Origin of the sequence: Moraxella bovis (assembly GCF_002014975.1) — a bacterium.
Taxonomy (GTDB): domain Bacteria; phylum Pseudomonadota; class Gammaproteobacteria; order Pseudomonadales; family Moraxellaceae; genus Moraxella; species Moraxella bovis.
Genome location: NZ_MUXV01000006.1, coordinates 385 through 24,980, shown reverse-complemented (window position 1 = coordinate 24,980; position 24,596 = coordinate 385). Strand labels below are relative to the sequence as shown.

20 protein-coding genes and 1 tRNA gene are annotated in these 24,596 nt (G+C 46.2%); 9 read left to right on the top strand and 12 right to left on the bottom strand.

Going from position 1 to position 24,596, the window contains the following annotated elements; genetic code table 11:
• Nucleotides 1–183 precede the first annotated feature (183 nt).
• The 3 genes from argF to dnaB form a co-directional block, all read right to left on the bottom strand.
• Nucleotides 184–1,104, bottom strand: a complete 921-nt coding sequence (gene argF / locus B0182_RS01480; RefSeq protein ID WP_078273248.1) for an ornithine carbamoyltransferase — start codon at nt 1,102–1,104, stop codon at nt 184–186.
• A gap of 100 nt (nt 1,105–1,204) precedes the next feature.
• Nucleotides 1,205–2,308 carry an alanine racemase gene (gene alr, locus B0182_RS01475; protein WP_078273247.1) on the bottom strand — a complete coding sequence of 368 codons (1,104 nt, stop codon included), beginning with the start codon at nt 2,306–2,308 and terminating at the stop codon, nt 1,205–1,207.
• 19 nt (nt 2,309–2,327) lie between these two features.
• Nucleotides 2,328–3,743, bottom strand: coding sequence for a replicative DNA helicase (dnaB, locus tag B0182_RS01470; RefSeq protein WP_078273246.1), 1,416 nt, complete (start codon nt 3,741–3,743; stop codon nt 2,328–2,330).
• A 125-nt stretch (nt 3,744–3,868) separates the two neighbouring features.
• On the opposite strand from dnaB, the gene pdxA reads away from it, so the two are divergent.
• On the top strand, nt 3,869–4,912 hold the full coding sequence (gene pdxA / locus B0182_RS01465; protein WP_078273245.1) for a 4-hydroxythreonine-4-phosphate dehydrogenase PdxA: 1,044 nt from the start codon (nt 3,869–3,871) through the stop codon (nt 4,910–4,912).
• A gap of 46 nt (nt 4,913–4,958) precedes the next feature.
• On the opposite strand, the gene B0182_RS01460 is transcribed toward pdxA, so the two are convergent.
• Nucleotides 4,959–5,747: a hypothetical protein gene (locus tag B0182_RS01460; RefSeq protein ID WP_078273244.1), complete on the bottom strand. Its 789-nt coding sequence runs from the start codon at nt 5,745–5,747 to the stop codon at nt 4,959–4,961.
• Entirely contained in the window at nt 5,671–5,838 is a 168-nt protein-coding gene (locus B0182_RS14150; protein WP_158079590.1) for a hypothetical protein, read from the bottom strand. The genes B0182_RS01460 and B0182_RS14150 overlap by 77 nt, the downstream gene beginning before the upstream one ends.
• Nucleotides 5,839–6,532: 694 nt before the next feature.
• Here B0182_RS14150 and B0182_RS01450 point away from each other — a divergent pair.
• Nucleotides 6,533–7,825 (top strand): hypothetical protein, encoded by a 1,293-nt coding sequence (locus B0182_RS01450; RefSeq protein ID WP_112742230.1) that lies wholly within the window; start codon nt 6,533–6,535, stop codon nt 7,823–7,825.
• Between the two features lie 409 nt (nt 7,826–8,234).
• On the opposite strand, the gene B0182_RS01445 is transcribed toward B0182_RS01450, so the two are convergent.
• The 4 genes from B0182_RS01445 to B0182_RS01435 all read right to left on the bottom strand — a co-directional run bounded on the left by B0182_RS01445 (nt 8,235) and on the right by B0182_RS01435 (nt 10,968).
• Nucleotides 8,235–8,528 carry a hypothetical protein gene (locus B0182_RS01445; protein ID WP_143821639.1) on the bottom strand — a complete coding sequence of 98 codons (294 nt, stop codon included), beginning with the start codon at nt 8,526–8,528 and terminating at the stop codon, nt 8,235–8,237.
• Nucleotides 8,529–8,597: 69 nt separating this feature from the next.
• Nucleotides 8,598–8,735: a hypothetical protein gene (locus B0182_RS14145; RefSeq protein WP_158079589.1), complete on the bottom strand. Its 138-nt coding sequence runs from the start codon at nt 8,733–8,735 to the stop codon at nt 8,598–8,600.
• 180 nt (nt 8,736–8,915) lie between these two features.
• On the bottom strand, nt 8,916–9,284 hold the full coding sequence (locus B0182_RS01440; RefSeq protein ID WP_112742231.1) for a hypothetical protein: 369 nt from the start codon (nt 9,282–9,284) through the stop codon (nt 8,916–8,918).
• 355 nt (nt 9,285–9,639) lie between these two features.
• Nucleotides 9,640–10,968, bottom strand: a complete 1,329-nt coding sequence (locus B0182_RS01435) for an MFS transporter (RefSeq protein WP_078273240.1) — start codon at nt 10,966–10,968, stop codon at nt 9,640–9,642.
• A gap of 74 nt (nt 10,969–11,042) precedes the next feature.
• Here B0182_RS01435 and B0182_RS01430 point away from each other — a divergent pair, with 74 nt between their 5' ends.
• Complete coding sequence (locus tag B0182_RS01430; protein WP_228157816.1) at nt 11,043–14,000, top strand: autotransporter assembly complex protein TamA; 2,958 nt, start codon at nt 11,043–11,045, stop codon at nt 13,998–14,000.
• A gap of 293 nt (nt 14,001–14,293) precedes the next feature.
• Nucleotides 14,294–19,375, top strand: coding sequence for a translocation/assembly module TamB domain-containing protein (locus tag B0182_RS01425; RefSeq protein WP_078273239.1), 5,082 nt, complete (start codon nt 14,294–14,296; stop codon nt 19,373–19,375).
• A 142-nt stretch (nt 19,376–19,517) separates the two neighbouring features.
• Here B0182_RS01425 and hemP read toward each other — a convergent pair whose 3' ends face one another.
• A complete protein-coding gene (hemP, locus tag B0182_RS01420; protein WP_227514671.1) occupies nt 19,518–19,679 on the bottom strand; it encodes a hemin uptake protein HemP in 162 nt (53 codons plus the stop codon).
• Between the two features lie 224 nt (nt 19,680–19,903).
• Here hemP and B0182_RS01415 point away from each other — a divergent pair, with 224 nt between their 5' ends.
• The 5 genes from B0182_RS01415 to B0182_RS14140 all read left to right on the top strand — a co-directional run bounded on the left by B0182_RS01415 (nt 19,904) and on the right by B0182_RS14140 (nt 22,834).
• The gene (locus B0182_RS01415; RefSeq protein WP_078273237.1) at nt 19,904–20,347 is read left to right on the top strand and encodes an NUDIX domain-containing protein; all 444 of its coding nucleotides are present in this window, start codon (nt 19,904–19,906) and stop codon (nt 20,345–20,347) included.
• Nucleotides 20,348–20,456: 109 nt separating this feature from the next.
• Entirely contained in the window at nt 20,457–21,791 is a 1,335-nt protein-coding gene (locus B0182_RS01410; protein WP_078273236.1) for a glyceraldehyde-3-phosphate dehydrogenase, read from the top strand.
• A gap of 133 nt (nt 21,792–21,924) precedes the next feature.
• A complete protein-coding gene (locus B0182_RS01405) occupies nt 21,925–22,221 on the top strand; it encodes an SH3 domain-containing protein (RefSeq protein ID WP_078273235.1) in 297 nt (98 codons plus the stop codon).
• A gap of 230 nt (nt 22,222–22,451) precedes the next feature.
• Nucleotides 22,452–22,527, top strand: a tRNA-Gly gene (locus tag B0182_RS01395).
• 139 nt (nt 22,528–22,666) lie between these two features.
• Nucleotides 22,667–22,834: an IS630 transposase-related protein gene (locus B0182_RS14140; protein ID WP_158079588.1), complete on the top strand. Its 168-nt coding sequence runs from the start codon at nt 22,667–22,669 to the stop codon at nt 22,832–22,834.
• 9 nt (nt 22,835–22,843) lie between these two features.
• Here B0182_RS14140 and B0182_RS01385 read toward each other — a convergent pair whose 3' ends face one another.
• Both B0182_RS01385 and B0182_RS01380 read right to left on the bottom strand, forming a co-directional pair.
• Entirely contained in the window at nt 22,844–23,629 is a 786-nt protein-coding gene (locus tag B0182_RS01385) for a Fic family protein (protein ID WP_078273232.1), read from the bottom strand.
• A gap of 72 nt (nt 23,630–23,701) precedes the next feature.
• Nucleotides 23,702–24,007, bottom strand: a complete 306-nt coding sequence (locus tag B0182_RS01380; RefSeq protein WP_078273231.1) for a hypothetical protein — start codon at nt 24,005–24,007, stop codon at nt 23,702–23,704.
• Between the last annotated feature and the right edge of the window lie 589 nt (nt 24,008–24,596).

The window sequence follows — 24,596 nt, the reverse complement described above, 5'->3', positions numbered from 1 at the left end:
GGGAAATTTTTAAGGGAAATTTTATTTAACATAATCCAAGTTACTTATGTCCGATTTATTCATAATGGGTTTTAAAAAGGGCGTGGGGTAGGGATTATGTTCACAAAACTTTAAAATTACGACAAATTCAATGATGTGTGCAGGGGCGTGCTAGACACACCCCCTTGATGGCATACAATAGCATCAAGCCAATTTAATCTTATCTTTTAACAAAAACTCCATGAGTGCTTTTTGGGCGTGCAAACGATTCTCCGCTTCATCCCACACCACCGAACGGGGGTCATCTAGTAGGTCATGGCTTATCTCTTCGCCACGATGAGCAGGCAGGCAGTGCATAAATAGCACGTCTTTATCGGCGGTGTCTAGTAGCTTAGGCGTGATTTGAAAGCCTACAAAGTCGGCTTCACGTTTTTTCTGCTCAGCTTCTTGTCCCATGCTTGCCCACACGTCTGTAACGACAAGGTGTGAACCTTTAACCGCATCGGCAACGCTGTTTGTCAAGGTCAGGCGGTGGGCGTATCGGGCGACCAGTTCACTGTTTGGCTCGTAGCCCTTTGGCGTGGCGATATTTAGATGAAAATCAAACTGCTCGGACGCTAGGATATATGAGTTGCACATATTGTTGCCATCGCCGACCCACGTTACCGTCTTGCCTTTGATGTCGCCTTTGTGTTCAAAAAAGGTCTGCATGTCGGCAAGCAGTTGGCAAGGGTGATAATCATCGGTCAAGGCGTTGATGACTGGCACGGACGAGTGTTTGGCAAAGGTCTCTACACGCTCATGGGCGAATGTACGAATCATCACGATGTCGGTCATTGAGCTAATCACACGAGCCGAATCTTCTATCGGTTCGCCACGCCCAAGCTGGGTGTCGTTGGGCGACAAAAACAAAGCCTGACCGCCAAACTGTCCCATGCCTGTCTCAAAGGACACACGGGTGCGAGTGCTGGATTTTTCAAAAATCATGGCAAGCGTGCGACCGACAAAAGGGCGATAAATCTCGCCTTTGTGTTGCATTTGGCGAAGTTCACTGGCACGACTGATAACGGTGCGAAGTTCGTCTTTGGATAGGTCAAGTAAGGTTAAAAAATGGCGAACGCTCATGCCAACTCCTTGTTTTAATCATGAAAAAAATAAAGGCATGAGTATAACAAATCTTTTTATAAAAATGCAATGCCTTAACCGATTTTATTGGTAATTAAACTTATGCCACAACACCCCGATGTGGGCGGTTGGTGGTTTTACAAAACAGCTCATAACTAATGGTATTCGCCCAATGTGCCACGTTGTCGGCAGGTAAATCGTCGCCCCATAGCATGACCGTATCGCCCACACCCACAGGCAAGCCTGTGACGTCTATCATCGTCATGTCCATGGCGACACGTCCGACAATGGGGGCAAGATAAGTTTGAGCGTCTTTGGTAATGGATACCTTAGCATCAGTAACCACACGGGGGTAGCCGTCGCCATAGCCGACACTTAGCACGCCAATGCGAGTAGGTTTATCTGCTGTCCACAGTCCGCCATAGCCGACCTGCTCGCCTATAGGCAGCTCATGCGTGGCAAAGATTTGGGCGGTGAAATTCATCACAGGCGACAAACCTAAGTCATCGGCAGAGCTATCCGCCACAGGACTTGCCCCATACAAGGCAATGCCTGCACGCACCCAGTCATGATGAGCGTGGGGGAAGTTGATGATACCTGCCGAGTTACAGAGCGAGCCTTGTACATCGCCGTACAAAGATTTTAGGGTGGTTAGTACGTCATCAAACTGCTTGATTTGTTGGGCATTGGCAGGGTGGTCTTTGTCATCAGCACAGGCAAAATGACTGGCAAGAATCAGCCGATAGCCCTTATCATGTAAAAGTTTGGCACAAGTGAGTACGTCATCATGCCCAAGACCTAAGCGGTTCATGCCCGTGTTGTATTTGAGCCAAATGGTGCGTGTGGGGCTATCTATAGGCGGAACGTGCGATAACGCCCAGTCCAGTTGGGCTTGACAATGCACCACGCATTCAAAACCGTGTGTTTGGGCGACAAGCCACTCATCTTGACTAAACACGCCTTCGATGAGAATAATGCGTTTGGATAACTGCCCACAAATCTCATGCACCGTCAAGGCTTCATCAAAACTTGCCACACCAAAAGCGTCCGCTTGCATAAGAGCAGGCAGGCAGTGGGCGACCCCATGACCGTAAGCATTTGCCTTGACCATTACCATGATGGACGCATGGGGAGCGTGGCGTTTGATGATGTCTAGATTATGGGCTAGGGCGGTTTGGCTTATGGTGATGTGAGTGTGTCGCATGGATTGTCCTGTTTATTTGTCATTCTTCTTCATAATCATCGGGTCTGTCGCCAACGATGAGATTATCAAAGCGGGTGTACTCTCCCACAAACTTAAGGGGCAGTTTACCGATAGGGCCGTTACGCTGTTTGCCAATGATAATCTCGGCAAAGCCTTTGTTGTCCGCCTTGTCCTTATAATACACTTCATCACGATAGATGAACATAATCAAGTCAGCGTCCTGCTCAATCGCCCCTGACTCACGCAAATCCGCCATCATCGGGCGTTTGTCGGTACGTTGTTCTAGGCTACGGTTAAGCTGAGATAGGGCGATGACAGGGCAGTTCATCTCACGGGCTAGGGCTTTTAGGCTTCGGCTAATCTCGCCAATCTCTTGGACACGGTTGTTCTCCATGCCCGGTACTTTCATAAGCTGTAAATAATCCACGACAATCATGCCCAAGCCTTCGGGGTGGTTTTTGGCGATACGTCGGCAGGTAGAGCGGACTTCGGATGGCGGTAGGTTGTTACGGTCGTCGATGTACAGATGAGTGTTTTGAAAAAAGGTCATCGCCTGCGACAGACGCACCCACTCATCTTCGCTCATCTGTGCTGAGCGTAGGTTGCTTTGGTTAATGCTACTAAACCCCGACATCATCCGCATGAGAATGGATTCGGCAGGCATCTCCATGGAGAACATGACCACGGGTAGCTCTTGCACCAGTACTTCTTGGGCGAGATTCATGGCAAAGGTGGTCTTCCCCATGGACGGACGTGCCGCCAAAATAATGAGATCGCCCCGCTGTAAGCCTTGGGTTTTGTTATTTAGCTCTTCAAAGGGCGTACGCAGTCCGATGAGTCCGCCTTGACGGCTTTTAATCTCAACGAGCTGGTCGGTCACGCTTTGCAAGATGTCTTCAACTCGCCGAACCCCCTGTTTGCCCGTGCCACGAGAGTAGTCTTCATTGATACGAAAAATATCCGCTTCGACCACGTCCAAAATCTCGCTCACGGTCTGTTTTTTGGGGTGATACGCCAGATTGAGCATGGTATTGGCGGATTTGATGAGCTGACGATAGACCGAGAACTCACGCACCCGCTCGGCATAGGGGATTAGGTTAAAGAGCGTGGCAGGGCTTTGGTTGATTTGCATGAGATACTCTTCCCCGCCTGCCATGGCAAGTAGGTTTTGCTGACTCAAAAAGTCATGCACCATCAGCGTATCATAAGGCTGATTGACCCGTGATAAATGATTGATGGCATTAAAAATCTGCCGATGACGCTCGCCATAAAAATCTTCTGCCTTGACAATGCCGTCGATTTTCTCAAAAGAATCATCAATACTCATGAGCGACGCCAGTAACGCCCGCTCGATGTCCATGTTATGTGGCGGTTGTAGGGTCAGTAGGTCATCATTGGTGGTGTTGGCATCTTTTAGGGTGCTAGCTTCGGTCATGGCGATGATGTTTATTTTTTTAAAAAGTAGGCGGTAAATTTTACCACAAAGCCCAAAAATGTGCTTTTTAAAATGTTAATTAATCGGTAAAATAGACGACTCATTTATCCACAGATGACATCAATATGCAGACCACACCTCCCAAACCCCTACTCATCACCACAGGCGAACCTGCTGGCATTGGCATGGACATCGTCATTGATACGCTGACCCATCACGCCCACGCCTTGCCCACGCCCCTTATCATCTGTGCGGACAAACACGCCTTTGCCGAGCGAGTGGCACAGTTACAAAAGCAAGGCAAGGCACAGGCGGACATACTGGCGGACATGGCAGTGATAGATGACATCGGTGGGATTGACTCATCTGACCCACGCCCTATCTATCTACTCCATGTGCCTTGTTTTGCCTCTGTGGTCGCAGGTGTGCTAAATGTCGATAATGCCCACATGGTCAAGGCTCAGCTTGACATCGCCCACACACTTGCCACCACTCGCCAAGTCCGTGCCATCATCACCGCTCCCCTACAAAAATCAGTGATGATAGACGGCGGGGTGTGCCTAGACAATGGTGATAAATTTAGCGGTCATACCGAGTATTTTATGCACAAGGCAGGCGTGGACAAGGTTGTGATGATGCTTGCCAATGCCAAGATGAAAGTTGCCCTAGTAACCACGCATATCCCCCTAAAAGACGTACCCAGTGCCATCACACCCCAAGAGATTCGCCAAACGGTGCAAATCACTCACGATGAGATGGTGCATAAATTTGGCATAACCCGCCCCAAAATCCTAGTATGCGGACTAAACCCCCACGCAGGCGAAGACGGACATCTGGGCGATGAAGAGCTGATGGTTATCAACCCTGTTTTGCATGATTTTCGCAAAAACGGCATGGAGATCAGTCTTGCCATGCCTGCCGATACCTTGTTTACCGAGCGACATCTGGCGATGGCGGATGCGGTGATTGCCATGTATCATGACCAAGGGCTTGCCCCCCTAAAATCACACGGCTTTGGCGATACGGTCAATATCACGCTAGGCTTGCCCTATGTGCGAACGTCCGTAGACCACGGCACGGCATTGGATTTGGCAGGGACAGGGCAGGCAAGTAGCAGTAGTCTAAGGCGTGCCATTGACATGGCGGTGATGATGAGTGGGGACGTGTGATAGGGGTTGTTGGGAAACTTTTTACTCTACACTTTCAACATTGACATCACCCTACATCTTTAAACGTGATAATCCGCTTTTTCTTAGACGCAAGCTCATACACATAACTGAGTTTGTCCGCCAGCTTATCGTCATCTAGCAGAGTTTGATAAGCCGACAGGCGAGCGGTTTTTAGGCGTGGGCGTTCTAGACTGATGAGCGGTTCATAACGGTTTCGGTCGTCCTTGCGATACATTAGGCAAAACACTACTTTATCATCATCTTGATGAAAGGACTCTTTGATTTGGCAGGGGGTGTGCGTGATTTTACGCAGTTTGTTGGTGAGTTTGTGGCGAAGTTGGTCGGTGGTGGTCTGCCGTTCGGTGGTCGTTTGGCTTGGGAATTGCTGTTTGTACAGATGTATAAATAGCTCATCACACGCCACACTTATCATCGCAGGCGAGCGTTCTGAGATGACCGCCAGTAGGATACAGTAGAGCTGTTTGGCTTGGTGCTTGGTGATGTTGGGTAGTGATGTATCGCCACTTACAATCGTAAGCCACTCGGTGCGACTGATGAAGTCCAACAAAAACCCGCCATGCTCTACTACCTGTTCATAAAACGCCAAATACGCCCTATGCTCCATATCCATGCCCAGACGTTCACGCAACACACCAAAAAAGCGTTGCAGAAGTATCGCTTCGCCTTGATATGCCATGACTTGATACAAAGGCGGTAGGGTGGTGGTCTCGCCGAATTTATGGCGTTTTGGGCGGGTCTCACTGCCCCATGCCATGATGACGGTATTGACCCGTTCTATCAGTCGTTTTAGTCGGCGTTTGCTGTTGGTTTTCATAGATGTCCTTGATATGATGTGGGCGATGTGATAGGATAATACCATGCGGATGTAGTGTAAAGGTAGCACGCAGGTTTTCAGTGCCTGACATAGGATTTCCCTCCTTGGTGCGGGTTCGATTCCCGTCATCCGCTCCATTTATTGTTACATAGATCTGTTCTAAATTCAATAAAAACAGCCCCATTTTTAACTTTATATCAGTGATTAATTTATTGAAAAAATTTTTAATTTTGATAAAAATCAACACCGTATCACAGGGCGAATGTGACTCGCCCTTACAAATGCACCCAAAGGCATGGCTCATTAATAACACCAAATAATATTTATTCATCAACAAACCCACTTAAAAAATAACACCCCCATTTACAAAAAATCCCCAACACGCCCTTGACAACACACAAAACATTCGCTAATATACAACAAATTTTCACTTTTTATGGGGAAAATTGCATAAACCTGACTCACGCATGATGCCCTTTTGTCCGTTTTGGCAGTTAGTTTGTTACTAATGAGCTAAGACGGGGAGAGCAGACAAGCCGAAGCGGTGGATAGCATATTTCATGGGGTTAAGGGTGTTTGGGCGACTATGACGAAATTCGGACGTGGAACTCCGTCATACAAGCGTAGATTGAACAAACAAGACCGTAACACTTAATCCCATTAGCGCATCATCTTCATCTTGGCGACGATAAAGGCTCTGTCCTAGCAGGTGTCAGGCATAAAGCAATTCTCTTAACACTATGATTTTTAGACATACTGTGCTATCTTGAACCATTCATCGCTTGATGATTGTTGTGCCGTTATCTATGGTGGGGCTATCTGTCCATGCCAGTGAGTCGGTGCGTTATCCATTTAGTAAGCCAAACTCATCTGTGCAGTTTGGAGTGGTCAATCACGGCCGAAAAACAGGCATATCCGCTGACAGAACCACAGACGACACACACGCCATTATCGGTGTGGGCAAATCGCTCGCACACGGCTATGTCTATGGCACAGCGTCCTATGCCAACGAAAATCATCACAATACCGACCTATCCGCCTACGGTGCGTCAGTCGGTGGGGTGTATCTGTCCGAGCGTGCAAACATAGACGCAAACGTCATCGTTCATCGTGGCGATAATAAACACTTAGGCAGTAGCACCATTCATCAGACTCACACGTCAGAGACGACCGCAGGCAACATCAAAACCATCACCACAACGCACACAACCACAACAACCACACGCACCTTTGACGGTGATGTGCGTGGCTATGCGAACGTGGGAGCGACTTTTGATGTGGGGCAACATGGCGAAATTCGCACAGGGCTTCGTCATGAGTTCGGCATGGACAGCGACACACACGCCAACGTCCGCTATCAGCATTACTATGACAGCGACCGCTCTATGGCGTATGTATATGCCGACACTGACTCACGCTATGAGACAGGCATACAGCACAGTATCACAGGCATGCCTATCTCTGTGAATGCTCACCTGTTTCATCATCGTCAAGACGGCAAGAGCGATAACGGCGGTGGCATAGGGCTAACCTATCATTTCGGTGGTGGCTCATCACTGCGTGGCAAGCGTGGCACGGACTCATTGGCACGCATGAACGCCCATGTCCGTCAAGTCATCAGCACCGCCAGCCCCCACAGTGTCAAAGAGGTGGATAGACTCGGAACAGTAGTCGCCAACATAAAAACAGAGACATCTTCAAGCGAACAACAAGAAATCCTTGATACACTCACAGCATTCAAGCAACCAACTATTGTAGTAGAAAATGGAAACACGATTCGTGTAACCGATCACGGTATTATAGATATGGATGGAGTGGAAAATGTAGAATATGTGCTTACAACAGTGGGTGGAACACAAGTCAAGAGTAAAAACGGCGTATTCTCAGGACTGATTGATGGTGAATATACCATCACGACAACTGCCGAGGCAAAAAATGGAAATACAGGAGAATATACACCTGCCATCAATCCAAACGAAGCAAAAGCAACCATTAAAACAGCACCAGTAACGCCAATCATGACACCAGACGAGTTCAATAATATAATATCAAAACTGCCAACAAGCTTGCGAGACTGAAAAACATATAAACAAGTAACCATTGATTTAAAGCCTTATTTGTGAGATAATATAGAAATAACATGATATGAACTGCGACGACGATGATGAGTAGAACTTCCAGATAATCATAAAATCATAAACCTCCACGAAAAAACCTTCACCTTTATTCACCATCCTGCAACCTCCTCAAATAATGAACTAAAATTATTCCTACAAAGTAAAACCAATCCCACACTAAAAACTCAGCGCACCATATTACTACCATCATTAAATCCGTTTTGATTCTAAAAAAATAATATACCGAAAAGGTATATTATTTTTTTAGAAATTTTAAAACTTTAATATCTCATAGATCAATTCAAATATCATTAGTAGAATATTCAAAATTATTTTTTATATATATTTCATTGTCCTCTTCATAAGAATTTCATTTATAATAAATAGTTGGTCTTTTTTGGGCATTGTCACCATCAGAAAGTGAAATATTTGAAACCGCCTCACCATTAATCTCTTTAAAAGTTTTTATAAAATATTCATTAAAATTATTATAAAAATTTTCATTTATTTGAAAATTATATCGAATACTTCTTTGTATTTTTGTTCCGTTGCTTTGTTGAATCTTTCCATTTTTATTAAAGTAATATAAAATTGGATTTTTTCCAGCTTCTTTTATAACCATAGCATACACCTTTTCATCCTGACACATCTGACTTGCATCCATGACATTCGGCCAGAATATAGGATTTTTTGTGTCTGGACAGAATTTTTCATTTTTTTCTATTTTTTGCGGTCAGGCGATATTTCTTTCTTTTTCTATATGATTATTTGTTTTATTCTCGGCGATGAGCGTATTGAGATAGGCAATGTCTTTTTTGGTGTTTTCACGGACAATATCGTCTCTTCCTGCGTATGAGATTTTCGCTCCCATACAACGCTCGCCACCATTGCTGATAGTATTGGCTTTATCAGGATTTTTGATAGAAATCTGTGAACATTCTCACATATTGATGGTATTTCCAGATTTTTGAATTGTTACGGCGCTATCATGATGCTGCGATTGTAAAGCATAGATGCTATCTTCCGTTAAGGCAATGCTCGTTCCACGCACTCAGGCAATAATCTCTCCATGTCGCAATGACGGCCCATCAGGTGAGACAACACGCCCCCAGAGTAGCCCGCGGTCATAACTCGCTTCGGCAAGTGTGCGGATTCCGTCGTGATCTTTGATTCCAGAAAGTGAAATCTTGGTATCCGTTTCTAGACGAATGATAGAATCATCGGCAAATGCGATTTCCAGAGATTTGTCGGTCGTGCTGAGCATGACTTTGTCCGTTACGGTGAAGGTGTCATTTTTTTGAAGATTTTTCTTTTCTTTGGTTTTTATATTTTCAATAATTCCTGTTCCGTCGGTTACACGGACATTCACCAGAATATTAGAAAGTCTTGCACCGCAGATGATTTCTCCATTTTTGTTCACGCCTTTTGCGACTTGATTTTCGCCACAATTTTTCGGAAAATGAATGAAACTATTTTTTGTAAAAATTTTTCAAATTTTATTCGTATTGAGAACGCTATAATCCGTCATTGTTCCTTTATTGATTTTGTCATAACCGTCCGCTCCAAAAAGAGCGATGGGTAGACTTCTTGGAGCATTGCAAGCATGTGTTGATACGTGGTTCTTTTTATGCCAAAATACACTCTACAAAATGAAAAAGTACCACGGTTTTCGTAGCAAAATTCAATTTTGTTAGCTGTATATAAATTTGAGAAAGGATAAGCCGTATAAAAAGCCATGTTAATAAATAACATGGCTTTTTGTGTTTTTAAAATAATTAAATCATGCCGTCATCTTCTGCCATTGCCATGCTGTCTTTATAACAGGTTAATTTGATGTATAAAAATATCCCAAAAACAGCATTAATCACACCTGTGATTAAAAATAATTGAGGGATGGATAATGTTAATACCGTTAAAATGATAATAGAGAAAATGGCAGAGCCAACCATAAATATCGCATTAAAAATATTATTCGCCCCAACAATGCGTGAGCGATGGCTGATGGGAGCATAAGCCTGCATAAAAGCATATAATGGCACGATATAAATACCGCCTGACAACCCCAATAAAAACAAATCGGCAAATACCCGAGTTGTGCCATTCATATTTAACAGCTCGCTGATGGTATAAGTGCCATGGGCAGGGGCATTAATATGAATACTGCTTAGTGATAGATATAAATCCACGGCAAACACGCTAAGACCGATGATGCCGATGGGCAAAAGTTTTAGGCTGATTTGGTTTTTGGTGAGTGTTTTGCATAATAATGAGCCGATGGCAGTACCAACAGAAAATAAGGTTAATAATAAAATCACCACCGATTCATTACCATGCAAAATCACTTTGCTAAATTCAGGGGTTTGGGTTAAAAAAGTCGCCCCATAAAACCAAAACCAGCTATTACCCAAAATGATAAAAAACAATAACGGTAAACCATACAAATATTTGATGATATTAAAACTGGTGCGAAAAATATTATAATCTACGTTTAAATTCGGCTCGTGGGGTGGGACGACAGGGATAAAGCGAGATGCGATAAAACCCAAGATGGCGATGAGTAGGGTCATGCCCGATATCCATACCAGCGAGTTGTTGAGCTGAGTTAAGACCCCCGCCAACATCATGCCTGTCAGGATGGCAAGACTGGTGCCAGTTTGGAACAGCCCATTTGCCCCGACCAGCTCATCTTTGTGCATGACTTCGGGCAGGTAGGCATATTTGACAGGGCCAAAAAAGGTAGAATGCGTGCCCATTAAAAATAACGCCACAAACAGCAGAGGGTATAGCTCAAAGACAAATCCGACCGCCGCCAAAACCATGATGATGATTTCTAATAGTTTAAGTTTTTGGGTGAGTTGTGATTTTTCGTATTTATCGGCGATTTGCCCTGCCAATGCTGAAAACAAAAAGTAAGGCAAGATAAATAGTAAGGCGGCAAGGTTGTTAAGCAAGCTGACCGCAACGCCCATTTTGGCGGCGGCGGTGTAGGTAAGCACCAAGATGAGTGCCTGTTTGAACACGTTGTCATTAAATGCACCCAAAAACTGAGTGGCAAACATCGAGCTAAAACGACGGGTTCTAAATAGGAAGAATTGGGATGCCATGATGTTTTGTGTGTTGATAATGATAATTTAGTTGCTTATAATAGCAGATATTTTTAAAATTTTTAAAATTTATCATGAAAAAAGTTGTATCTGTACACAAAAAAACACGCCTGCTCTTGTGCTTGCATGCCCTGATGGGGGTTGGGGTATTGCCTGCGATAGCGAGCCAACTGTCAGCACCACTGCCCACGGTCAATCCTGATGCGTCCATGTCTGTGGGGGCGGGCGAGACCAATAACAGCGAGCCAAGCAAGACAGATAATGGCGTGATGGATGATGGCAAGCTGAGCGGTACAGAGATGTTGGCAGATGGTCTGCTTGATGATGTGTTTTTTGGGGACATGTCCGCCAGTCAAATGCTGACCACGGCAGAGATTGAGAAAAAATTACAAGATGCCAGTATGGACAACCGCTTTTATGAGACGGCAGATGTCAGTCATGCCGACACCCGCCATGAAGATGGTTTTGCTAAGATTGAAGATGGCGACATTGCCACGCTGGGTACGGATAAAACACCTATCGGGCTGGATGAGAGTGCCATTACCAAACTGCCCACTTATGAGAGTGTGACCGCAGGGCAGGATGAGACGGAGGGCGAGCTTGACCCGACCGCTTATTTGCCCGAGTACGAATATGAGGCGAACACACCGCCCCCACGCCCTGATGCCATCGTCGATGAGATTAAACCGCCAAATCTGGTCAAACGCCTGTACAGCCGCCTGTTCAATGACGGTGTAGAAGCGGTCACTCGCCTAAAAGTCAATGTCTATCACGGGGGCGAGCGTGTGGGCTGGGATACGGCGGTGGAGAGTTTGGATGACTTTGAAGCCCTGCAAGCCAAGATGATGGCAAGACGCATGAACAACGCCAAAGCAACCGATAATGCCGACAAAGTCGCCCGTAAAACTCTAAAATCTGAGCCATTTGCCAACATCGTGACCGCCTTAGAAGAGATTAGTGCTGAGAGTGTGGCGGACTTTGGGGCGTCGGTGGCACGCCTTAGGCAGACGGTTATCACTGCAGGTCAAGCGGTGGGCTATTATGATTTGAATTTTAGCATAGAGCGGGCAGGGGCAGGCGAGATAAATCTGGTCATGCATGATTTGGGCGAGCCTGTCGTCGTGGATAATGCGGTGCTAGACGTGCGTGGTTTGGGGGCGGATGACCCTGCCTATGTCCAAGCCCAAGACAACGCTCCGCTCAAACAGGGCGATGTCTTTCATCATGGCAACTATGAAGCCAATAAGGCGGTTATTGATGAAGTCAGTGGCGAGCATGGTTATTTTGATGGCAGATGGCTTAGTAATTCAGTGGATGTGATACTGCCTGACAATGTGGCGGATGTGAACCTAGTCTATGACACAGGCGAGCAATACCGCTTTGATGATGTGGTGTTCTTTACCGTGGATAAGGATACAGGTCAGCTGACGACCGACCCTGACAAACTGCCTGTCAAGCCCGAAGTGCTACGCAAGCTGGTCACCTTTGAGATGGGCGATGCCTATAATCGCACCGCCACACGCAATCTAAGCAATAACTTACTTGCCACGGGTTATTTTAATGCAGTCAATACCGAGATAGTCCCGCCCAGTCAGACCCCAGAGACGGGGATTAATTTTGAAAATACCACTGCCCGAGCCGAGACGGATGATGGCAGTCAGACGGTGGATTTGGGTGATGGTGTGACGGCGACCATTGACCCGATTGACTTTACCACAAGTGAGATTATCAGCGACAAACTGGCGTTGGTCAAACAAAAAGCCGAACGACTCTATAACGCCCCTGATGACCGTCTGCTTGTCACCGACAGCAGTAAGCAGTCACGCAGTATCCTAGGGCGTATCTCGGATGCAGTCAGTAGCGTGGCTAAGATGATACTGCCCGATGAATCCAGCGATGTTCTGCCAGAGCTACCCGAAGGCGTAGAGTCGCCTGTATTGGCAGGGCGAAAAGGTGGGCAGGATGTCTATGAAGACAAAAAAGTGCCACTATATATCTTTGTGATGTCAGACAAACCCCGAGATGCCCAAATCGGTGTGGGTTGGGGGTCAGATAATGGGGCAAGACTCATTACCAAGATTGAGCACAATCTCTTAAACCGAGATGGCATGCAAGCAGGGGCGGACGTGCGAGTCTCGCAAAACAAAAAGGGCGTGGAGATGTACATCACCCGTCCCATGAGTCATCCTTTAAACGATAAAGTCAAAGCTTCACTGGGTTATGATGAAGAGAAAATCGACCAAGGTGTGGGGCATTTTGACTTATCAAGTAAGACTTTGGAGACGGGGCTAAGCCGTAATATCATCAAGGAAAATGGCTGGAATCGCACCTATTCGCTACGATATCGCCTAGATGAGCTTGAAACCAACGCTCCAAGAGAGACGTGGCAGGATTTGCCGGTGCAGTTTGAAGGTGGCAAGCCCACCCAAGAAGCCCTACTGCTGGGCTATGCCATGAATAAGATGGTGGCGGACAATCTGGCAAATCCCATGCGGGGCTATCGTCAGTACTACTCGTTAGAGCTGGGCAAAGAAGGACTGCTCGCCGATACCGACATGGCGATACTGCGAGCAGGGCTTAGCGGTGTGTATAGCTTTGGTGATAACAGCTACGGCAAAGACCGTCAGCACCAACTCATCGGCAGTCTCAACCTAGGCTATCTGTGGGCGGATGATTTTAATGCCGTGCCGTACAAACTCCGCTTTTTTGCAGGGGGCGACCAAAGCATTCGTGGCTATAACTATGAAAGCCTGTCACCTTTGTCCGATAAAGGCTATCTGACGGGCGGTCAAGCCCTAGCCGTGGCAAGTGGCGAGTATAACTACGAAATCTTAGAAGGCTTGCGACTGGCCGTATTTGCCGATGTGGGTAATGCTTATGATAAGGACTTTAAAAATGACACCAAAGTCGGGGCAGGCGTGGGCGTGCGTTATGCGTCCCCTGTGGGGCAAGTGCGACTGGACGTGGCAACAGGCGTGGGCGAAAAAGACAAATCAGTGAAATTGCACTTTTTTATCGGGGCACCTTTCTAAGAGAATATAAATCATAAGCCCGTTCAAATTTGCATTTTAAATATTCGTGGGCATTGTGAGTGGATGATTTTTTTGGATGGATTTGTAAGGGAAAATTGCAATTTACCCTATATAAAGCTGTAAAGCATTGATTTTTAAGTGAGTAATTTTTTATCTTATGTTCAAATTTGGCATATATTCTTATTTGTCATGATGATTGATTTGCATTGATTTTACATTGAAAAATTGCTCAAATTATGGTTTAATGCACCATTTTTTATGATAATTTTATCGCTTAACGACCACTGTTTGCCATGACTGACCACAAACCCACCGACCCCCAAAATGCCACGCCTGATGATAAGGCAGGGACGGATTTGTCCCATCAGTCAGGCACAAACCCATCACACACACCGCCAAAACCCAAATGGCAGGTGTATCTCATTCGGCTGTTTGTCGCCATTATTATTGTGCTCGTGCTGATTTTTGCATTGCTGTTTTATGCCATTAGTACCGAGACCGGCACCAAATTTGTTTTAGAAAAAATCGCAACCGAGACCGGCACCAAGCTGTCCTACGGCAAAGGCAGTTTGCGTGGGGGCGTGTGGGTGAATGATGTCATCATTGCCCAAGGCGAAGACATGGAGATAAAGGTCAATCAAGCCTATGTCAAATTGGGCTGGCAAGCGGTCTTTGCCCGTCAAGTGCATTTGGCAGAAGCAAGCATTGATAAGCTTGACATCATCAATCACAAACCGCCCACAGGCGAGCCGTTTGATTATGCGACCATTGATTTGCCCGTTAGCCTACGCCTACAAAACACGACCGCAAGCACGGTCAGCTACACCCAAAAAAACAGCAAAGGCGGTTATAAAGACGCCATTTATCTGTATGACATCGCCTTGGTAGATGGCAAATGGGCAGGGACGGATGTGCATATCAAAGGCGGGAGCCTTGATTTTAACCATGACGTGAGCGTGAGTAATGTCAATGGCGAGATTCGTTTGACAGGCGACTATCCGCTCTCTGCCACGGCGGATGTTAAGGTGCCCGCTTTGGATAAAGCGTATTTTGACATACTACACGCCACCGCCAAAGGTACGCTCAAACGCACGCACGGCAAGGTCACCAGTAAATATAATAAACACGACATTCATGGCGAGTTCGTCGCCCAAGGACTAGATGATGGCTCGCCATTTAGTGCCAAACTGTACGTCAATCATGTCGTCCTGCCCTATGCCGAAGAGCAGAACATCACGATAAAAGATGGGATAATTACCGCTGATGGCGTGGTTGAACGCATTGAGTTACGCATGAATGCCGACTTAGCAGGCAGAGACATACCAGCCGGTCGGTATTATGGTCGGGGCGTGGTGCGTGATGGTGGTATGGACATCGAGGCATTAACGGCAGACACCCCAAGCGGACAGCTTCATGCCGATGGCAACATGGCGTGGTCAGATGAGTTCATGATGGATGTGACGGTGCGTGGCGATGGCGTGCGAGTGCGTGAGTTCATGCCTGTTGAATACACCGATTATCAGGCGTATCTGCCGACGGTGCTAGATGGGGCTTTGGATTTTCAATATTTTTATCTGGACAAGGCGACCAATGAGACTCGCTTGGCATTTGACCTAGCCCAAAAAGATGGCGAGCGAGTACAGGCAACGCTTGCCCAAAGCCAAGACAGCCCTAACGCTCCGTGGCGGGTTCATGCCGATTGGCAAAACTTGGTGCGGGCAGGCGTGCCAAACATCGATAACATCAATAGTCCACACGGTACGGCAAGTATTCGCCTAGAAGAGGGGCGAACCTACATCGAGGGCAAGGCGAACATCAAGGCGTTATCGGTTGCCCCTGTGGGGGATTATGACATTCGTGCCAATATCGAAAAGGGCGAGCGGATTCATCTAACCGATTTTCATTATCAAGGCGAGCTTGGGGACTTGACGGGGACGGGGCGGATTGACCTTGCCACGACCAGCACGCCGTTGGCTTGGCAGTTTGATTTGGCGACCGATGGCTTTATGCCGAATGCGTATTTTGACACCCCTGATAAGACCCCGTTTTCACTCATCAAAGGCACTATTCTAGCCACAGGGCGAATGCGTGAAGATAAGCAAAATACCAAGGTAAGGACAAATCGAGCAAGCTCGCCAAAAGAGCCAAATCATACAAGACAGTCGCATGAGATTAACATCATTCGCTCGGACTTGACAGCGACCCTTGCCGATGACAGTACCATGACTCTGTCAGGCGAGGGCAAGGCGTTGGTGCAAATAGTAGGTTCGGACGTTAGTCATTTTACCACTGACTTTAAAGGTAAATTCGGTCAGAGCCTACTGCCTAAGATTGGTACGGGCGATATTTTGCTTGGGGTTCATGGCGACCTAGATAAGATGAACATCAGTACCCTAAATTATCGCACGCCCAAAGGCAGGCTGTCAGGGTCGGGGGTGCTGACACTCGCCCAAGGCATTGGTTGGGACATCAAGGCTCGCCTTGATGAGATAGATACGTCTGCCGTGGTGGATAATACGAGCTTGCTTGCTGTCATCACAGGCGACATGAGTAGCATAGGCAGTTATCAAGATGGCAAACTGGGCAAACTCACTGCCAAATTTGACGGTCAAGTCGCCCATGATGACATCCCAGATGGTCAGCTTGCAGTGGATGTCAGCGGAGAGGATAACCGCTTTGTGGTACATCGCTTAGAGCATACAGGGGAGGCAGGCGAGTTGTCAGCGTCAGGGACGGTGGATGTCGGGCAGATGGCGTGGGACTTGACGGCAAAAATGAATGCCTTGAACATCGGTCGCTTTGTGCGTGACATGGACAGCGAGCTGACAGGGGGCTTTACCACGACAGGGCGATGGGGTAGGGACATTCAGCGTATCGCCATTGATGGCTTGGCTCTGACAGGTGTCATGCGAGGGCAGAATGTGACTGCCACAGGGTCGCTGTCGGGGGAGTTTGATTTGCCTGATGATTTGGGTGGATATATTGGCAGTCTAAAAACCAGTCCTGACAGTTTTGATTTGCAAAGTATTACCGATTTTCAGCGTCAGTTAAAACAAAACACCAAACAAACCCGCCAAATCATCCGTAAGTTAAACGCCGATAAAGTCCAAGTTCGCATGGGCGATAATGTCGCAAGCATGCATGGCAATGAGCAAAATCTCACCACAGCACTTAATCTTACCGACCTAAGTCAGCTCATCCCGAGTGCTCGGGGGGCGATAAAAGGCGGTGTGATTTTGGTGGATAATCGCACCGAGTTACCGACCATTTATGTGGATTTAAATGCCAATGACGTGCGTACGGCGGATGTCATTGTCCAAAAGGCGAGTGTGGTGGGTAAAATTGTCAATCTGGGCAATGCTCCTAGTCAGCTATTGGCTGAGGTCTCAGACATCATCGCCATGGGGCGAGTGGTGAATTCGGCACGATTTGATTTTAAAGGTACGCAGGATAAGCACGAGTTAGCACTGACAACCAAAAATGCTCAGGTGGAGGCACGTGCCAAAGTGGTGGGTGGTTTTAACAGACGAACCAAGACTTATCAAGGCGTACTGGGCGAGGGACGGATGGAGACCCGCTTTGGGCTGTTGTCACAAAGACAGCCGACCGAGTTTAAGATAGGGCTAGATAAGAGCTTACAAATCGCTCCGCACTGTTGGCAGACCAGTAAAACCCATGCAGGCGGTACAGGGTCTTTGTGCCTACAAGACACGCTGGTCTATACCCCCAATGAAATCAAAGCGGATTTGGTCGTCCAAGACCTTGATACGTCCGTACTCTCGCCTGCCATGCCCAGTGATATTTTTTGGCATTCTAAGTTAAATGGCAAAGCCAAAATCAGCCACAAAAAAGGCAATACCAGTCCCCAAATCAATGCCGTGCTATATTCGGATAATGGGCGACTGGGACTGTATGGCGATGATACAGGCTATGTGGAAATGCCCTATGAGCGTATCTCGGTCATCGCCCAAAGCACGCCCACGGGGCTAAAACTACGCGCCGATGTGGCAGGGACGATAGGCGAGGGCTATGCTGATGTGCTGATGAATCCATTCACCGATGATAAGCCCATCTCGGGAGCGGTGGTGATTAATGGCATTGATTTGGCAGTGGTGCGTCCATTTTTGCCGAGCCTAAAAGCCCTATCAGGCAACGTCACGCTCCAAGGTGGTGTGGGTGGTACGCTATCTCGCCCCTTGTTTTATGGTAATGCTGAGCTGACGGATGGGCATTTGGCGGTCATGGATGTGCCATTGGATTTGACAAACATCAACCTATCAGCCCAAGTGTCAGGCACGCAAGCGACATTGGCAGGTGATTTTGTCGGTGGGCAGGGGCAGGGTGTGCTGACGGGGCAGGTGGACTGGCAACAGGAACTCCAAGCCAAAGTAAACATCTCTGCCGATGATTTGACCATCAGCTCGCCCCCTATGGTTGTGGCACAGGTCAGTCCCGACCTTGAAGTGGTGGTTAGACCTTCATCTCGCTATGTGGACATCAAAGGCGTGGTGGTCATACCATCAGCAACCATTCGCCCGCCCGAAGCACAGGGTGATGTCGTGGTTCAGTCGCCTGATGTGTCGGTGCTTGACCGTCGTCTTTCGGGCAAAGTTGAGCAAATTTTGGCAGTGTCTGCCCCATGGAGTATCAATGCCGACATCGGATTGGATTTGGGTGATGATGTGACATTTCGTGGTTTTGGTGCTAGACTGCCACTGGCAGGGGCGTTGCACCTGACCCAAAGCGGACAGGGCAAGACCCAAGCTCGGGGCATGATACAGGTGTCTGAACGCACCAAGATTGACGGCATTGGACAAAATCTAGAGCTTAACTACGCCCAAGTCCGTTTTAATGGCGACATGCTAAATCCACGCTTATCCATTGAAGCTGAAAAAGAAATTGAAGGACAAACAGTAGGCGTGCGTATTAAAGGTACAGCAAATGCCCCAGACATTAGCGTGTTCAATAACGCAGGGCTATCCGAACAGCAAGCGATGAACGCCATCATTACAGGGCGACTGTCGCCATCGGCAGACAGCCAAATCTCTGAACAAGGATTTCGCTCACAGGTCACCAATAACCTAGCAGCGGCAGGGCTAAGTCTTGGCTTATCAGGCACACGTGGACTTACCAACCAAATCGGCAGTGCATTAGGCTTTGAGAGCTTGACGGTGGACGCATCGGGCAATTCAAGCGATACGCATGTTAATGTTACAGGCTACATCACGCCTGATTTATATATCCGCTATGGCGTGGGCGTGTTCAATGCTGAGACCGAGCTGTCCATGCGATATCAGCTGACTCGCCGTGTCTATGTGCAGGCGACATCTGCCACTGAGAACATGGTTGATGTAATTTATCGTTGGAGATTTTAGGTTGGGTGATGGCATTGTTAATTGATTTTAGGTGGTATTGTAGGGGTAAATTGCAATTCGCCCTATCCAAGACAAAAACCAAAAAGCATACCACAGATTAGGGGCGTGCTTTTTGGTTTGGAGTTTATGAAATTTTGATAAATTATTTGGTTAAAATCAAGCGGTTATTGCGTGTCAGACGCAAGCGATATTCTTCGCCCTGATGTTCAATCCGTACCTCCTTGGTGAGAGCGAACAGGTTTTGTGAATGTAGGGTGGGCAAGCGAGTGGATTCACGGTTGCTAAAATAACGAGCGATAGTCATGGTCATGACAAGTTTCCTTATGTTTGGACGGGTTGCGGATATTTTTCCGAGCCGTCTAGCTGATAATAACTATTGGCTTAAAATGATAATTTTATCTAAACACTAAATTTTTACAAACAATAAAAATTATCATTTGTAGATATGATACCAAACTTTCCTAAGATTGCAAATATAAATTGCAAAATTTGGTAAAATTGCTCATTTTTCTGATAAAAGGTATAAATATGACTACCAAATGCGAAACATCCCCAAAAATCACCTCTGTGGCGGTAGCAGTATTACGATACCATGATGAATTTTTATTGGCGACCCGTCATGCTCATCAACATCAAGGCGGTAAATTGGAATTTGTTGGCGGTAAGATTGAATCAAATGAAACACCCCAAACCACCATAATCCGTGAAGTGGGCGAGGAGCTGGGATTAGATATCTCTACCAATAGCATGTGTGAGTTTGGGCAGATTTGCCATGATTATGGCGATAAAATGGTGAGACTATATGTGTATGAAATTGCCCTAACCGATAGCCAGTATCTTGATTTTAAAGACAAAAAATTCGGCTTGGACAATCAGGCTTTATTATGGCTTGATAAAATGACTTTATTACAAAGTGATGAACGGTTTCCGCAAGCGAATCAGCAAATATTGGTATGGTTAGATAATAAATAATAAAATACCCCTATTTTTAAAATAAATAACCCTTGTCAAAACACCCAAATTCCTTTAAAATTTGGGTGTTTTGTTATATTATTCATTCCATTCATAAAAGGATGCCGCCATGAGCATTTATCAAGACCACCTAACCAAACGCCAAACCCAAGAAACCCAAGCAACTGAACTGCTTGTCGCCCTTGCCAAGCTGTCTACCCAAAACGTAAACATTCTGTTTTTTGGTGAGCGTGTGGCTTTGTCGGTATCGGACATTCTAGCCAAGCACGCCAAAGCAGGACTTGACGTGGCGGACACCCTTGCCCTTGCCAAAGAGATTACCGCTACCAACACCACCGCCGATTTGGGACAAGCGGTCAAAGCAGGTAAAAAAGCAAGCGACTTTGCCAATGGCACCGAAATCCCCGCCACGGACGTGGTGCTGTATGGCTTTGGGCGTATCGGACGTATTTTGGCACGTCTACTTATGAGTCGTCCTGCTTCTGACAAAGGCTTGCAATTAAAAGCCATTGTGGTACGCCCCGCAGGAGACGGCGACCTTGATAAGCGTGGTTCGCTATTGGAGCGTGATAGCGTGCATGGTTGGTTTGACGGTTCGGTGGAAATTGACAACGCCAATAGCGGTATCATCGTGAACGGTCGCTTTATCAAATTCATCTACGCCTCTGACCCCAGCGAGATTGACTACACCGCCCACGGCATTGACAACGCCATCGTGATTGACAATACTGGCAAATGGAAAGACGAAGCAGGCCTTGGCAAACATTTGGCAAGCAAAGGCGTCAAAAAAGTGCTACTTACCGCCCCTGCCAAAGGTGACATCAAAAACGTGGTCTATGGCGTAAACCATGACACCATCGGAGGCGACACCATCGTATCGGCAGCGTCTTGCACCACCAACGCCATCACACCAACGCTAAAAGTGCTACACGACACTTATGGCATCGTAAACGGACACATGGAAACCGTCCACGCCTTTACCAATGACCAAAACTTAGTGGACAACCACCACAAATCTGACCGCCGTGGTCGTGCCGCTCCCTTAAACATGGTGATGACGTCCACAGGGGCAGCGTCGGCAGTATCCAAAGCCATTCCAGAACTCAAAGGCAAACTCACAGGCAATGCCATTCGTGTGCCAACGCCCAATGTGTCTTTGGCGATTTTAAACCTAAACTTTGACAAAGCGGTTGGTTCTGCTGATGAGCTAAACGCCTTTATCAAAGCCAAGTCAGAAAGTATTGAGTGGCAAGAGCAAATCGACTACTCAGACAGCCCCGAAGCGGTATCTACTGATTTTGTTGGCTCTGAAAAAGTGGCGATTTTTGATGCCAAAGCGACTATCGCCACCGACAAGCGCGCAACACTGTATGTGTGGTATGACAACGAAATGGGATATAGCACACAGGTGGTTCGTGTGGCGGAAGTCATGGCAAGTAATTAATCGGTTGTTTTATTGTTAAATTGACTATTAATAACAGGGTATTTGTGTTATGCTGACAAATACCTTGTTTTGTTATACACTCGCAAGATTGATAAACGTCTTTTTGAGTATTGTTATTTTTTTGAGTATTGTTATGAAAATCAAATCTTTACTAGCCCCCACCCTAACTGCCATTGGGCTTAGTATGGTACTTTCCATGCCAGCCACTGCATCTGCCCAAACTTGCAAAGTTACCGACCCAACAGGCACCCCACTAAACGCCCGTGCCACGCCCAATGGTAAAGTTATCGGACAAGTCAAAAACGGCACCACCGTCTATGTCTCAGAGTATGATTATGATGACAAAGGACGTCCATGGGCATTGGTGTTTAACGCCAAAACCGACCGATACATCGGCTGGGTGTTTCGTGAGTTTATCAGTTGTTATTAATTGAAGTGCTTTTAAAAATTTGGCTCTGGTTCAAAAAGTATGCTACAAAGAAAACAGTTCATGGCGATCTTGGGAAACCTAACGGTTTTCCTACCCGCAGGCAGGCTCAGGGCGAACGGAAAACCTAGTTCAGCATACTTTTTAGACTACTACCAAAAATTTTTGCAAAAAATACTTGACTTGATGACAAAATCCTATATAATACCCACCCATACAGCAAACGCTGACACGCGGGAATAGCTCAGTTGGTAGAGCACAACCTTGCCAAGGTTGGGGTCGCGAGTTCGAATCTCGTTTCCCGCTCCAAATTTTAAAAAGTCCAAATCAAAAGGTTTGGGCTTTTTTGTTGGTTGAAATCAAGGGTTCGATGTTTTATAACCAACAAACCTTAAAACAACACCAATTATCCCCATATCTCCATCACCATTCACCAATCACTACTTATATGGCTTATTCACTAGAAATCAGACAAAAAGCCTTGGCTTATGATGACAAATGCAAGAACATTGACCTTGTTATAGAAGCTTTTGGTGTATCAAGACACACCGTGTTTCGTTGGAGACGACAACTTAAAGAAACAGGCAATTTGTCTTGTAAAAAACCAAAAACCTGATTGCTCCACTCATCTACAACAATACAATGACAAGTGCTTTGCAGGACTGTCAATGATGGCTTTAGAGATGGGCAAAATCACAGGGTCATCAGTCTGCCTATCTCGCCTTAATACATCATTCATCAAAAAACGATGAATGCGTCCATTGCCGTCTGCCAATGGGTGTATATAGACAAAACCAAAGGCAATGACTGCACTTCTGATTAAGGGAGATTGCCCTTTTGTACTTTCAAAAAATGTATTTAGACCCGCTAATTTTAATGGGACTTCCTCATAATTTGGAGCGATATAATGCACAATCTCTTTGGCGTGGCGATAATTGCTCTCGCCCACAAATACAGGCGACTGTCTTAGCCTAAAATGTTTAATACTAAGGCTTTTGCCAATAATTTCCTGTTGAAGTGCAGCCAGCCTCTCACCTGACAAAACAATTTCGCCTTGTCCGATTTGTTCTGCCATCACTCTGGCAAATCGCTCAATGCGACTTTCTTGACCGCCCTTTCCCTCAATGGTAAAGCTGGCACGACTTTCACGCAACGTAATCCATACCGAAGCACGCACCAACAAATCCTCGCCAAACTCCTGCCTAAGCTGTGCCAAATACTCCTTAATATCAAAGGCAATGGCGGATAATAGCATTGGTGTTTTGACCACCATCGGAGCAAAGTCCTTAGTACCTGCGATATTATTGTTCACTCGCCAGCGACTGTCTTTAATGGGGGTATTTGCCACCACCACTTTATCGCCATCTAAGACATCGACATAGCCACCGCCAATGTCAGACGGCGTATCCAAACGCTCATCTGTCAGCCATTCATATAAAAAAGCTGCTCTTCTGGCGTAGCGACCTGTTGGCTCGGTATTAACCTATTCTTGGATTAGTCTGCCATCTATTTTGTGAAATAATCTTGCCAAAAATTCCAGGCTGGGTATTTCATTTTTTAGATAAAAGGTAAGATGAGCTACCACATCATTGCCCAAGCGAGTGCGAGCAGGATAGATTTCTTGGGTATAATGCCCCTCTGTAAGCGTGCGACGGCTTTTGCCAATTTGACTTATCACATAAGGCTTTATCCATAAGGGTATACCAAAATGATAAGATAGCCACAGCATACCCAGCATATCTTGTGGGTCTGTGGCTTGGGTGATGATTTGTGGGTGTATTGAAGTCATTAATAATTACTCAGCTATCATTTTGACGATTTGTGGCAAATTTTAGCACAAAATGATTTTAAGTGATACAAAACGATAATATCTAGGGGTATTTTGTGCATTTTGATTATGCAAATTGCCCAACAACTTGAATTTTGTTAATACAGACGATATACTGTGTTAATCAAAAGTTAATACATTTAAGATAGGGTCAAAAATGAGCACACCAGACAAAAATAAAAGCTTTACCATCAAAATAAAAGCTTTACCATCAGAGTCAATGAGCATTTATTAAAAGCCTTTCAAGAGGCTGCCGCTGCCAACGACAGAACATCGGCATAGCTGATTCGTGATTTTATGAGAGAGTATGTCAAGAAAAATTGCCACAGTGAATTAAAGTTTTAGTAAAAACACCAAAGAGGTTTCTCTTTGGTGTCTACATTGGCGACATCTAGCAAATTAATATTCCACAAACTCATCAATTACCCAGCTTTTATCCTTGGGGTAGTAAACAATGCAGTTTTCGGTCAATTTATTATTTATCAGAGAAATGGGTTTATAGTCGCCATTGGCATTTTGTTTGGCACTCGTCCAAAAAGTATGCTATAAC